This is a genomic window from Pseudomonas plecoglossicida NBRC 103162 = DSM 15088, from assembly GCF_000730665.1.
GTDB classification, from domain to species: domain Bacteria; phylum Pseudomonadota; class Gammaproteobacteria; order Pseudomonadales; family Pseudomonadaceae; genus Aquipseudomonas; species Aquipseudomonas plecoglossicida.
On sequence record NZ_BBIV01000059.1, the window covers coordinates 1 to 13,077 of the forward strand.

12 protein-coding genes are annotated in these 13,077 nt (G+C 63.6%); 4 read left to right on the forward strand and 8 right to left on the reverse strand.

The window, feature by feature from the left end; translation table 11 throughout:
* Positions 1-29: 29 nt before the first annotated feature.
* The 6 genes from cysG to PPL01S_RS22735 all read right to left on the reverse strand — a co-directional run bounded on the left by cysG (position 30) and on the right by PPL01S_RS22735 (position 7,620).
* A complete protein-coding gene (gene cysG / locus PPL01S_RS22710) occupies positions 30-1,421 on the reverse strand; it encodes a siroheme synthase CysG (protein ID WP_016392714.1) in 1,392 nt (463 codons plus the stop codon).
* Positions 1,422-2,702, reverse strand: coding sequence for a serine--tRNA ligase (gene serS / locus PPL01S_RS22715; RefSeq protein WP_016392715.1), 1,281 nt, complete (start codon positions 2,700-2,702; stop codon positions 1,422-1,424). It lies immediately after the preceding gene.
* 30 nt (positions 2,703-2,732) lie between these two features.
* On the reverse strand, positions 2,733-3,107 hold the full coding sequence (gene crcB, locus PPL01S_RS22720) for a fluoride efflux transporter CrcB (RefSeq protein ID WP_016392716.1): 375 nt from the start codon (positions 3,105-3,107) through the stop codon (positions 2,733-2,735).
* Positions 3,104-4,429, reverse strand: coding sequence for a replication-associated recombination protein A (locus tag PPL01S_RS22725; protein ID WP_016392717.1), 1,326 nt, complete (start codon positions 4,427-4,429; stop codon positions 3,104-3,106). The genes crcB and PPL01S_RS22725 overlap by 4 nt, the downstream gene beginning before the upstream one ends.
* 12 nt (positions 4,430-4,441) lie before the next feature.
* Positions 4,442-5,065: an outer membrane lipoprotein periplasmic chaperone LolA gene (lolA, locus tag PPL01S_RS22730; protein WP_016392718.1), complete on the reverse strand. Its 624-nt coding sequence runs from the start codon at positions 5,063-5,065 to the stop codon at positions 4,442-4,444.
* A gap of 62 nt (positions 5,066-5,127) precedes the next feature.
* The gene (locus PPL01S_RS22735) at positions 5,128-7,620 is read right to left on the reverse strand and encodes a DNA translocase FtsK (RefSeq protein ID WP_016392719.1); all 2,493 of its coding nucleotides are present in this window, start codon (positions 7,618-7,620) and stop codon (positions 5,128-5,130) included.
* A 350-nt stretch (positions 7,621-7,970) separates the two neighbouring features.
* Between PPL01S_RS22735 and aat the strand changes: the two genes are divergently transcribed.
* From aat to infA, 3 genes are all read left to right on the forward strand, one after another.
* Positions 7,971-8,651, forward strand: coding sequence for a leucyl/phenylalanyl-tRNA--protein transferase (gene aat / locus PPL01S_RS22740; RefSeq protein WP_028626206.1), 681 nt, complete (start codon positions 7,971-7,973; stop codon positions 8,649-8,651).
* Between the two features lie 56 nt (positions 8,652-8,707).
* Positions 8,708-9,415 carry an arginyltransferase gene (locus PPL01S_RS22745; protein WP_008097741.1) on the forward strand — a complete coding sequence of 236 codons (708 nt, stop codon included), beginning with the start codon at positions 8,708-8,710 and terminating at the stop codon, positions 9,413-9,415.
* A 102-nt stretch (positions 9,416-9,517) separates the two neighbouring features.
* Positions 9,518-9,736 carry a translation initiation factor IF-1 gene (infA, locus tag PPL01S_RS22750; RefSeq protein WP_002553999.1) on the forward strand — a complete coding sequence of 73 codons (219 nt, stop codon included), beginning with the start codon at positions 9,518-9,520 and terminating at the stop codon, positions 9,734-9,736.
* Positions 9,737-9,891: 155 nt separating this feature from the next.
* Here infA and clpA read toward each other — a convergent pair whose 3' ends face one another.
* Entirely contained in the window at positions 9,892-12,162 is a 2,271-nt protein-coding gene (gene clpA, locus PPL01S_RS22755) for an ATP-dependent Clp protease ATP-binding subunit ClpA (protein WP_028626205.1), read from the reverse strand.
* A 30-nt stretch (positions 12,163-12,192) separates the two neighbouring features.
* Positions 12,193-12,555 carry an ATP-dependent Clp protease adapter ClpS gene (gene clpS / locus PPL01S_RS22760; RefSeq protein ID WP_003251220.1) on the reverse strand — a complete coding sequence of 121 codons (363 nt, stop codon included), beginning with the start codon at positions 12,553-12,555 and terminating at the stop codon, positions 12,193-12,195.
* A 230-nt stretch (positions 12,556-12,785) separates the two neighbouring features.
* Between clpS and cspD the strand changes: the two genes are divergently transcribed.
* Positions 12,786-13,058, forward strand: coding sequence for a cold shock domain-containing protein CspD (cspD, locus tag PPL01S_RS22765; protein WP_028626204.1), 273 nt, complete (start codon positions 12,786-12,788; stop codon positions 13,056-13,058).
* Positions 13,059-13,077 lie beyond the last annotated feature (19 nt).

Below are 13,077 nucleotides of genomic sequence, written 5' to 3' on the forward strand. Positions count from 1 at the left end.
CGATGGGCCGCAAAGCGGCCCCAACGGCTTCAGTCCTGCTGCGAACCTTCGAACCAGGCCAGTTTCTCGCGCAACTGCACCACTTCCCCGACGATCACCAGGGTCGGCGCATGCACTTCATGCTGTGCCACCAACGCTGGCAAATCCGCCAGCGTCCCGGTAAACACCCGCTGATTACGCGTCGTGCCCTGCTGCACCAGCGCCGCTGGCGTGCTGGCCGCGCGACCATGACGAATCAGCTCGGCACAGATGGTCGGCAACCCCACCAAGCCCATGTAGAACACCAGGGTCTGCGCCGGAGCGACGAGGTCATCCCAAGGCAGGTTGCTGGTCCCGTCCTTGAGGTGCCCGGTGACGAACCGCACCGACTGGGCATAGTCGCGGTGAGTCAGTGGAATACCGCCGTAAGCGGAACACCCACTGGCCGCGGTAATGCCCGGCACCACCTGGAACGGGATGCCATGCTCGGCCAGCTCCTCGATCTCTTCGCCACCCCGGCCGAAGATGAACGGATCGCCTCCCTTCAGGCGCAGCACACGCTTGCCCTGCTGCGCCAGGTCGACCAGCAGGCGGTTGATCTGGTCCTGTGGCACGGCATGGTCAGCGCGGCGCTTGCCCACATAGATACGCTCGGCATCGCGCCGGCACATCTCGATGATCGCGGGAGCCACCAGGCGGTCGTACAGCACCACATCGGCTTGCTGCATCAGGCGCAAGGCCCGGAAGGTCAGCAGGTCCGGGTCGCCCGGCCCTGCACCCACCAGATACACCTCACCGCCCTGCTGCACCGGCGCGCCGTCGACCATGGCCTGCAGCAGCTTTTCAGCCTCTGCGCCCTGCCCCGCCAACTGGCGTTCGGCAACCGGCCCCTGGAACACGGTTTCCCAGAACCCACGGCGCTGGTTGACGTCCGGGTACAACGCCTTGACCTTGTCGCGAAAGCGCGCAGCCAACCCGGCCAGTTCACCATAGGCCGACGGAATCCAGGCCTCCAGCTTGGCGCGGATCAGGCGCGCCAGCACCGGGGCGTCACCGCCGCTGGAGACTGCCACCACCAAGGGCGAGCGGTCGACGATCGCCGGGAAGATCACCGTGCACAGGGCAGGCGCGTCCACCACGTTGACCGGCAGGCTCAGCGCCTGCGCATCGGCCGACACCTGGGCATTGAGCCCAGGGTCGTCGGTTGCCGCGATCACCAGCCGGCAACCGACCAGGTCGGCCGCCTGGTAGCCACGCACCAGGACTTCGCCGCCACCCTCACGGGCCAACGCGGCCAGCTGGCCATCGACGTCCGGCGCCACCACACGCAACGCGGCACCGGCATCGGCCAGCAGGCGCGCCTTGCGCAAGGCGATTTCACCGCCGCCGACGACCAGCACGCGGCCGCCTTGCAGCTTGTGGAACAGCGGCAGGTAATCCATTTAGCGGATGACCTCGACACCACCCATGTACGGCTTGAGCACTTCCGGCACGCGGATCGAACCGTCGGCCTGCTGGTAGTTCTCCAGCACCGCCACCAGGGTACGACCCACTGCCAGGCCGGAGCCATTCAGGGTGTGCACCAGCTCAGGCTTGCCGGTTTCCGGGTTGCGCCAGCGGGCCTGCATGCGGCGGGCCTGGAAGTCGCCGCAGTTGGAGCAGGAGCTGATTTCGCGGTACTTGTCCTGGCTCGGCACCCACACTTCCAGGTCGTAGGTCTTCACGGCGCCGAAGCCCATGTCGCCAGTGCACAGGGCCAACACGCGATACGGCAGTTCCAGCAGCTGCAATACGCGCTCGGCGTTGGCAGTCAGGCCCTCCAGGGCTTCCATCGACTTGGACGGTTCGACGATCTGCACCATCTCGACCTTGTCGAACTGATGCTGGCGGATCATGCCGCGGGTGTCGCGGCCGGACGCGCCGGCTTCACTGCGGAAGCACGGGGTGTGGGCGACCAGCTTGAGCGGCAGCTGCTTGGCGTCGAGGATCTGGTCGGCAACCAGGTTGGTCAGCGACACTTCGGCCGTCGGGATCAGGTAGAAGTCGGCTTCGCCTTCGCGGCTGATCTTGAACAGGTCTTCCTCGAACTTCGGCAACTGGCCGGTGCCTTGCAGAGCCGGGGCCTGCACCAGGTACGGGGTGTAGTGCTCCTCGTAGCCGTGCTCGCCGGTGTGCAGGTTGATCATGAACTGCGCCAGGGCACGGTGCAGGCGGGCCACCGGTCCACGCAGCACGGCGAAGCGGGCACCGGACAGCTTGGCCGCGGCTTCGAAGTCCAGGCCACCGCTGACTTCGCCCAGGGCGACGTGGTCCTTGATCTCGAAGTCGAAGGCTTGCGGCGTACCCCAGCGGCGCACTTCGACGTTGTCGTCTTCGCTGGCACCGACCGGTACGCTGGCGTCCGGCAGGTTGGGGATGGTCAGCAGGATGCCGTCCAGCTCAGCCTGGATGCCGTCCAGCTCGACCTTGCCAGCCGCCAGTTCGTTGGCCATGCGCTCGACGTCGGCCATCAGCGGCGCGATGTCCTCGCCTTTGGCCTTGGCCTGGCCGATCGACTTGGAGCGGGCGTTACGCTCGGCCTGCAACTGCTCGGTACGGGTCTGTACCGCCTTGCGGCGTTCTTCCAGTGATTCGATGCGCGCGACATCCAGGCTGAAGCCACGGGAGGCGAGGCGGTCAGCCACTTCCTGGAGTTGGCCGCGTAACAGTTTGGAATCGAGCATGTCGTTCTCTCGTTATGTATAAAGGTTGGTTCAGAGTCGGGTCAGGGACAGGCCGGCCCAGGTGGCCAGAAGCCCGCCCATCACGCTAATACCGGTATAGCCCACGGCCAGGGGCACCTGCCCACTTTCCATGAGGCGCACGGTATCGAGCGAAAAGGAGGAAAACGTCGTCAGGCCGCCCAGGAAGCCGACGATCAGGCCTGCGCGCAGCTCCACGGGAGCCAGCGGTTTGTGCAGGAACAGGCCGTAGAGCAAGCCGATCAGCAGGCAGCCGACCAGGTTGACGGCCAGCGTACCGAGGTAGAAATGCCGTGGCCAGTTGGCCGCGACCCAGTTCGCGGTGGCGAAACGCAACAAGGTGCCGGCGATACCGCCCGCGCTGACGGCGGCGATGAGTGCGATCACGGTTTTCTCCGTTGCCTGGGGCTGTTGCGGTCAAGCTCGTGCAGATGGCGCAGCTTTTCGCCGATCTTCAGTTCCAGGCCACGGGGCACCGGCTGGTAATACGGACGTGGTTCGAGCTGTTCGGGGAAGTAGTCTTCGCCGGCGGCATAGGCATCGGGCTCATCGTGGGCGTAGCGGTATTCATCGCCATAGCCCAGTTGCTTCATCAGCTTGGTCGGCGCGTTGCGCAGGTGCAGCGGCACCTCGAGCGAGCCGTGCTCGGCTGCCTCGCGCAAGGCGGTCTTGAAGCCCATGTACACGGCGTTGCTCTTCGGTGCGCAGGCGATGTAGGTGATGGCCTGGGCCACCGCCAGTTCACCTTCCGGGCTGCCCAGGCGCTCCTGCACGTCCCAGGCGGCCAGGCACAGGCTCAGCGCACGAGGGTCGGCGTTGCCGATATCTTCGCTGGCCATGCGCACCACGCGGCGGGCGATGTACAGCGGGTCGCAGCCGCCGTCGAGCATGCGCGCGAACCAGTACAGCGCGGCATCGGGATTGGAGCCGCGCACCGATTTGTGCAGCGCGGAAATCTGGTCGTAGAAGGCCTCGCCACCCTTGTCGAAGCGCCGGCGGCTGTCGCCCAGCAGGCTTTGCAGCAACTCGACGGCGATCTCGCCGCCATCTTCGGCCAGGTCGGACGCGTTCTCGAGGAAATTGAGCATGCGCCGGCCATCGCCATCGGCGGCGGCCATGAGCATCTTGAAGGCGTCGTCACCGACGCGCAGGTTGCGTTTGCCCAGCCCGCGCTCCTCGGTCAGCGCGCGATTGACCAGCTTGCGCAGCGCCGCTTCGTCGAGACTCTTGAGCACGTACACCCGCGCCCGCGACAGCAACGCGTTGTTCAGCTCGAACGACGGGTTCTCGGTAGTGGCGCCGATGAACAGCAGCGTGCCGTCCTCCACGTAGGGCAGGAAGGCATCTTGCTGGGACTTGTTGAAGCGGTGCACTTCGTCGACGAACAGGATGGTGCGCCGGCCATACTGGCCGGCCTGCTGCTTGGCCACTTCAACGGCCTGGCGGATCTCCTTGACCCCGGCCAGCACCGCCGACACCGTCTCGAAGTGCGCATCGCAAAACTGCGCCAGCAACCGCGCGAGGGTGGTCTTGCCCACCCCCGGCGGCCCCCAGAAGATCATCGAGTGCAGCGCACCCTGCTCCAGCGCCTCGCGCAGCGGTTTGCCGCGCGCCAGCAGGTGCTCCTGGCCGACGTACTCGTCCAGGTTGGACGGGCGCAGGCGAGCAGCGAGGGGCTGGGCAACGGGTTCGCTTCGAAACAGGTCCATGGTGCGCTCTGCTTACTCCTTGATGACGTCCGCGCCTTTGGGGATGTCGAACTTGAACTGGCTGTCCGGTACCGCCTGGTTGGCCTTCACGCCATTGAACAGGATGTTGGTACGCTGGCCAACGCTGTCGACCAGCTGCATGTCGTTGATCAGGCCCTTGCGGAACGACACGCGCAGCGAGTCGAACAAGGTGTCCTTGGTCTTCGGCTTGAGGGTGAAGTCCATCACTTCGCCCTGCTCCTTGGAGGTGATGTCGAAGCTCTGGCTGATCTTCGACACGTCACCGGAGAGCAGCAGCGCCGGGGTCTGGTTCAAGCGCTGATCGAGCTTCTTGATGGTCGCCTGCTCCAGGTCCGGGTCCCACAGGGTGACGTTCTTGCCGTCGGACACCACCACCTGCTCTTGCGGTGCATTGGTGTGCCAGTAGAACAGGCCCGGACGCTTCACGGTCATCTTGCCGGACGTTTCCTGCAGGCTGGTGCCGCCGGCGTCCAGGGTCAGCTGGGAGAAGTTGGCCTCGATGGTCTGGGATTTTTCCAGCAACTGGGTCAGGCGTTGTACGTCTTGCTCACCGGCATAAGCAGTAACCGAGCCCAGGGTCAGGGCAGAAACCAACAGCATGCGAATCGCGCGCATGGGAATCCTCATTGAGCATTGAAAAAGCCGGGCGCCACCGTTGGCGCCCGGCAAGGTGTTCATCAGTCGCGCGGGCCGCCCGGGGCAATCACTTCCCGCGAGCCGTTGCTGTTCATCGGGGTGACCACACCGGCCATTTCCATCGACTCGATCATCCGCGCAGCGCGGTTGTAGCCGATCTTCAGCTTGCGCTGCACGGCCGAGATGGAAGCGCGGCGGCTTTCCAGCACGAACTGCACGGCCTCATCATACAGGGCATCGGTTTCGGCATCGTCACCATCGCCACCACCGCCGCCGCCATCGAAGCCGCTGCCGGCCTCTTCCACGCCATTGAGGATGTCGTCGTTATAGTCCGGTGCGCCACGCAGCTTCCACGCCTCGACCGTGCGGTGCACTTCATCGTCGGAGACGAACGCACCGTGCACACGGATCGGCAGGCTGGTGCCGGGCGGCATGTACAGCATGTCACCGTGGCCCAGCAGCTGCTCGGCACCGCCCTGGTCGATGATGGTCCGCGAGTCGATCTTGCTCGACACCTGGAACGCCATGCGGGTCGGGATGTTGGCCTTGATCAGGCCGGTGATCACGTCCACCGACGGGCGCTGGGTAGCAAGGATCAGGTGGATACCGGCAGCCCGCGCCTTCTGTGCGATACGGGCGATCAGCTCTTCGACCTTCTTGCCGACGATCATCATCATGTCGGCGAATTCGTCGACCACCACCACGATGGTCGGCAGGGTCTTCAGCGCGGGCGGCTCGTCGTCCATGCTCTCGCGGCGGTACAGCGGGTCATGGATGATCTCGCCGGCTTCCTGGGCGTCCTTGATCTTACGGTTGAAGCCGGCCAGGTTACGCACGCCCATGGCGGCCATCAGCTTGTAGCGCCGCTCCATCTCGGCCACGCTCCAGCGCAGCGCGTTGGCGGCGTCCTTCATGTCGGTGACCACCGGGCACAGCAGGTGCGGGATGCCTTCGTAGATCGACAGCTCGAGCATCTTCGGGTCGATCATGATCAGCCGTGCGTCTTCGGGGCTGGACTTGAACAGGATCGACAGGATCATCGCGTTCACACCCACCGACTTACCGGAACCGGTGGTACCGGCCACCAACAGGTGCGGCATCTTGGCAAGGTCGGTGATCACCGGCTTGCCGCCGATGTCGTGGCCCAGGGCCAGGGTGACCGGCGACTTCTGTTCATCGTACTGCGGCGTCGCCAGCACTTCGGAGAAGCGCACCATCTGGCGGTTCTCGTTGGGGATCTCGATACCGACGGTGGTCTTGCCGGGAATGACCTCGACCACACGCACGCTGGTCACCGCCAGGGAGCGTGCAAGGTCCTTGGCCAGGTTGGCGATACGGCTGACCTTGACCCCGGCTGCCGGCTGGATTTCGTAACGGGTGATCACCGGGCCCGGGTGGATGGAGTCCACCGCGACCTCCACGCCGAATTCCTTGAGCTTGATTTCCAGCAGCTGGCCGACACCGGCCAGCGATTCCGGCGAGTACTCGATCTTCTTCTCTTCGGCCGGGTCCAGAATGGAGATCGACGGCAGGGTGCCTTCCACGGCGCTGTCGACGAACAGCGGCGTCTGTTTCTCTTTCATCACCCGCTTGCTTGGCTCCGGGGCCTTCAGCGCAGGCGGCATGATCACCGGCGCCGCAGGTTGCTCGCGGGGTACCACGGTCTCGCGCGGCGCCACGGTCTCACGTGCAACCACAGTCTCGCGCGGCACCACAGGTTCACGCGGCACGACCGGACGAGCCGGTGCTTCATCGCGCTCGACGATGCGCTCACGCGGCTGTGGCTGCGGCTTGATCGGCTCGCGTTTCTCGGCAGCCATGGGCGCGGGGTCGAAACGCGGCTCGTCGACCTCGCGCAGCTGCGCCTCAAGGCGCTTGCGCTCGTTGCGTGCTTCCCACCAGCGATTGGCCGCACCCTGCACCAGCTCGAACAGGTCGAGGGTGATCTTGCCGGTCATGTCCATCACCTTGAACCAGGACAGGTCGGTGAACACGGTCAGGCCGAACAGGAACAGGGCGATGAACATCAGCGTGCTGCCCTGCACGTTGAGCAAGTTGCGCGCGAGGTCGCCGAGGCTTTCGCCCAGGGCGCCGCCAGCCGAGAACGGCAGGCTGGCCGGAGGGTGGAAATGGATATGCGCCAGGGCTGCACCGGAGAGCACCAGGAACACCAGGCCGATCAATCGCCAGGAGAACAGCCAGCCGCTCCACTGCCAGGGCTGGTGGCGTTCGCGGAAGATCTGCCAGGTCTTGATCGCCAGCAGCAGCGGGAAGATGTAGGCGAAATAGCCAAGCACCATGAACAGGATGTCGGCGAAGTATGCACCGGCACGCCCGGCGGCGTTCTGCACCTGCTCGGCGTTGCTGGTGTGGCTGAAGCCCGGATCGGAGGTGTCGTAGGTCAGCAGTGCCATCCACAGGTACAGGCACAGGGCGCCGACAGCGATCAACGCACCCTCCTTGAGGCGGTAATGCAGCTGCTGCCGCCACAGGGGCACTGGCAAAGGAGCTGGAGTTGCGGTGGATTTCTTCAAAACGCGTCTATTCCTGCGCGTGCTGCGCGTCCAGTAGTGATCGGCCTGTGTCTGGCCAATGAACCCCTACTTTTAACATTACTGCCCGCCGGCCGCCATGGCGGCACGCCGTATGGAGCTGGCTGGGGGCGACTTTCGTATACCTGCAATTTGAGCACGCATTTTCTTTTGTGACAAAGGCTTATGCTGTGTTTTTGCACAGGTGTGACAGCAAATGTGCCCGACGGTGCCTGCGCCTTCATGAATGTGCAGGAAAATGCCGGCCGTGCGGCCCGCCAGGGCAAAGAGATTGACCCTGCTTTACGCTCGCGCCATGCTGCCCTCTCCCCTCCCCCACCGCACGATAGACCATGCTCACCTGGCTGACTCGCGACTCGCTGACCTTCCCGCCCCTGGAAAAGGCCCTGCACGACCCCAACGGTTTGCTCGCTGCCGGCGGAGACCTGAGCCCCGATCGCCTGGTGCAGGCCTATCGCCATGGCTGCTTCCCCTGGTACCAGGACGGCCAGCCCATCCTGTGGTGGTCACCCGACCCGCGCACCGTGCTGTTCCCGGACGAACTGCACGTCTCGCGCTCGCTGGCCAAGCTGATGCGCCAGGGGCGCTATCAGGTCAGCTTCGACACCGACTTCGCGGCCGTGATCGCCGCCTGCGCTGCACCCCGCGACTATGCCGACGGCACCTGGATCACCGACACCATGCGCGATACCTACTGCGAGCTGCACCGTCGCGGCATCGCCCACTCAGTGGAGGTACGCCATGACGGTGAACTGGTCGGCGGGCTCTATGGCCTGGCCATGGGCCGACTGTTCTTCGGCGAGTCGATGTTCAGCCGCGCCGACAACGCCTCCAAGGTCGGCTTCGTGACCCTCGTCGAACACCTGCGTGACGCAGGCTTCGTGCTGATCGACTGCCAGATGCCGACCAACCACCTGCACAGCCTTGGCGCCCGCGCCATCAGCCGTGCGCGCTTCGCCGAGTACCTCGTGCAGCACCTCGACCAGCCCAACGGCGCCACCTGGCTGACCTAGGCGAGTTTTCTCAGCTGGCTTACACTTAATGCAACGTCTCACCGAAGGGGTCGATCATGACAGAGTTGGCGCGGTTGAAGTTCTATGCCACTCAGCCCCATTCCTGCAGCTACCTGCCGGACGAGCAGGCGACTACCCTGTTCCTCGACCCCAGCCAGCCAATGGATGTGCATGTCTACGCCGACCTGTCGGAGATGGGTTTTCGACGTAGCGGCGACCACCTGTATCGGCCGCACTGCCAGAACTGCAATGCCTGCGTTCCGGCCCGCATCCCGGCGGCGCGCTTTATTCCCAACCGCCAGCAGCGGCGCATCCTCAAGCGCAATGCCGACCTCACCGTGACGGCCGCGCGCCCGGCATTCAAGGAAGAGTACTTCGACCTGTACCGGCGCTACATCGAGACCCGCCACGCCGATGGCGACATGTACCCGCCGAGTCGCGACCAGTTTTCCACCTTCCTGGTGCGCGACCTGCCGTTCTGCTGGTTCTACGAGTTCCGCCTGGCCGGGCGGCTGCTGGCCGTGGCGGTGTGCGACCTGCTGCCCAATGGCCTGTCCGCGGTCTACACCTTCTACGAGCCCGATGAAGAGCGGCGCAGCCTGGGGCGTTTCGCCATCCTCTGGCAGATCACCGAAGCGCTCAGGCAGGACCTGGAGGCGGTGTACCTCGGCTACTGGATCAAGAACTGCAAGAAGATGAACTACAAGACCCAGTACCGCCCCATCGAATTGCTGATCAACCAGCGCTGGGTCACCCTCAACTGAAAGCATTGGCTTGACACACTCTTTTCGGGCATAATCCACGCCACTTTTTTGCCCGGTGCGGATATGCGTCGGGCCTACACTGGATACCGAGGGCTCAACTGCATGTCGAAAGAAGACAGCTTCGAAATGGAAGGTACTGTCGTCGACACCCTGCCCAACACCATGTTCCGCGTGGAGTTGGAAAACGGGCACGTCGTAACCGCGCACATCTCCGGAAAGATGCGCAAGAACTACATCCGCATTCTCACTGGCGACAAGGTCCGCGTCGAGCTGACGCCCTACGACCTGAGCAAGGGCCGCATCACCTACCGTGCGCGCTAAGCTCCAGCCATGAAAAAGCCCGGCCATGTGCCGGGCTTTTTTGTGCCTTGGAAATTGCAAGGGGCTGCTGTGCAGCCCAATCGCCAGCAAGCTGGCTCCTACAGGACCTGTGGGAGCCGGCTCGCCGGCGATTGGGCCGCAAGGCGGCCCTTGGCTCAAGCCACCTCGGCCGTGGTCTCGAAGTCGAACACCAGTTCGCCATCGCGCAGGTCGATGTGCACCACACCCCCATGCTCGGCCAGCTCGCCAAACAGGATCTCCTCGGCCAGTGGCCGCTTGATCTTGTCCTGGATAAGCCGCGCCATCGGCCGCGCACCCATCTGCACGTCGTAGCCCGAGGCCGCCAGCCAGCCGCGTGCGGCATCGCTGACTTCCAGCAACACGCGCTTGTCTTCCAGCTGGGCCTGCAGTTCGATGAGGAACTTGTCGACGATGCTCTTGATCGTCTCGTGGCTCAGGCGGCCGAACTGGATGATGGTATCCAGGCGGTTGCGGAACTCTGGCGTGAAGCTCTTGCGGATGACGTCCATGGCATCGGACGCATGGTCCTGGTGAGTGAAGCCGATCGACGCCCGCGCCGCGGTTTCAGCCCCGGCGTTGGTGGTCATGATCAGGATCACGTTGCGGAAGTCGGCCTTGCGCCCATTGTTGTCGGTCAGCGTGCCGTGGTCCATCACCTGCAGCAGCAGGTTGAAGACTTCCGGGTGGGCCTTCTCGATTTCGTCGAGCAGCAACACGCAATGCGGCTGCTTGGTGATGGCCTCGGTCAGCAGGCCACCCTGGTCGAACCCGACATAGCCTGGCGGCGCACCGATCAGGCGCGACACGGTGTGCCGCTCCATGTATTCGGACATGTCGAAGCGCACCAGCTCGACACCCAGGGCCTTGGCCAGCTGCCGCGCCGCTTCGGTCTTGCCGACGCCGGTAGGGCCAGCGAACAGGAACGAACCGACCGGCTTGTCCGGTGCCTTGAGGCCGGCGCGGGACAGTTTGATGGCCGTGGCCAGCGAGTCGATGGCAGCATCCTGACCGAACACGGTCAGCTTCAGGTCGCGTTCCAGGTTGCGCAGCAGCTCTTTGTCGGAACTGGTGACATGCTTCGGCGGAATCCGCGCGATCTTGGCGACGATGTCCTCGACCTGCGGCACGTCGATGCGCTTGACCCGGTTGGCCTCAGGCTGCAGGCGCTGATAGGCACCCGCCTCGTCGATCACGTCGATGGCCTTGTCAGGCATGTGGCGATCGTTGATGTAGCGCGAGGCCAGCTCGGCAGCAGCGCGCAGCGCTTCGTCGCTGTACTCGATGTTGTGATGGCTTTCGAATCGCCCCTTCAGACCACGCAGGATACCGACGGTGTCTTCGACCGAAGGTTCGCTGACATCGACCTTCTGGAAGCGCCGCGCCAGGGCACGGTCCTTCTCGAAGATGCCACGAAACTCCTGGAACGTGGTCGAGCCGATGCAGCGGATCTCGCCGGACGACAGCAAGGGCTTGAGCAGGTTCGAGGCATCCATCACGCCGCCGGACGCCGCACCGGCGCCGATGATGGTGTGGATCTCGTCGATGAACAGGATCGCCTGCGGGCGCTTGCGCAGCTCGCCGAGCAATGCCTTGAAGCGTTTTTCGAAATCGCCACGGTACTTGGTACCGGCCAGCAGCGCACCAAGATCGAGGGAATACACCACGCTCTGCGCCAGCAGGTCAGGCACCTGGCCATCGACGATACGCTTGGCCAGGCCTTCGGCGATGGCCGTCTTGCCCACGCCAGCCTCGCCGACCAGCAACGGGTTGTTCTTGCGACGACGGGCGAGGATCTGCGCAACGCGCTCGACCTCCTGCTCGCGACCTACCAGCGGGTCGATACGGCCGGCGCGGGCCAGCTCGTTGAGGTTGCTGGCATAGGCGTCCAGCGGGTTGCTCGAAGACGAGGTTTCGCCGCCCTCCTCGTCCTGCATTTCCTGGTCGCTTTCACTGTGCGAGCCATGGCCCGGTACCTTGGAGATGCCATGGGCGATGTAATTGACCACGTCGATACGGGCCACGCTCTGCTGCTTGAGCAGGAACACGGCCTGGCTTTCCTGTTCGCTGAAGATCGCCACCAGCACATTGGCGCCGGTCACCTCGCGCTTGCCAGAGCTCTGCACGTGGAACACGGCACGCTGCAGCACACGCTGGAAGCCCAGGGTCGGCTGGGTTTCACGGTCTTCGTCATTGACGGGGATAAGGGGTGTAGTGGAATCGATGAACTCTTGCAGGTCGTGCTTGAGCTTGTCGAGATTGGCGCCACAGGCGCGCAGAACGGTCGCCGCAGCCTCATTGTCAAGGAGTGCAAGCAGCAGATGCTCGACGGTCATGAACTCATGACGCTTCGAACGAGCCTCCTTGAAGGCAAGATTGAGGGTGACTTCGAGCTCGCGGTTTAACATAGCTTCACCTCATACCCAAATGGTCGGCGATTAACCGTCCTTCTCGATTTCACAGAGTAGCGGATGCTGGCTTTCCCTGGCGTATTGGTTGACCTGCATGGCCTTTGTCTCGGCGATGTCACGGGTAAACAATCCGCACACTGCCCGCCCCTCGGTATGGACGGTCAGCATGATCTTGGTCGCCAGCTCGCGGTTCAGACTAAAGAACGTTTCGAGCACTTCGACGACGAAATCCATCGGCGTGTAGTCATCGTTGAACAAAACCACCTTGTACATCGGTGGCGCCTGCAGGATCGGCTTGGCTTCCTGTACTGCAAGACCTGAGCCGTCGTCCTCGTTCGATTGCGGGCGATCCTGATTGAATGTTAGTCGAATCTCACTAGGTGCATGCATGGAAAGAATTTCATCATGATCGACAGGTTAACGTTGTGGGTTGACCGCGCAGGCCGGCGCCAGTGCGCGCACTGGCTGACCTTGACTATCGGCAAAACGGTGTTACAACCAATAAGAACCCACCGTGGTCGATAAAGATCCGCGCAGTCAACCAGATTTTTCGCATGGTTCGTATGCGGATGAAGTGGATGATACTCCAGTGATGGAGTCCTTTGCAGAGGGACATAAGGATGGCAAGCGGTAAAGTCAAGTGGTTCAACAATGCCAAGGGCTACGGATTCATCAACGAGGAAGGTAAATCCGATGACCTTTTCGCTCATTACTCGGCCATCCAGATGGACGGATACAAGACACTCAAGGCCGGTCAGGTCGTGAGTTTCGATATCATCCAGGGCCCCAAGGGCCTGCATGCGGTCAACATAGAGGACAAGGCAGCCAAGGATGCGGCCAAGGATGCGGCCAAGGCCACAGTCCAGACCGCCAGCGAGCCCGCTCGAGCCTGACCTTCGCTCTCTGCCGGCA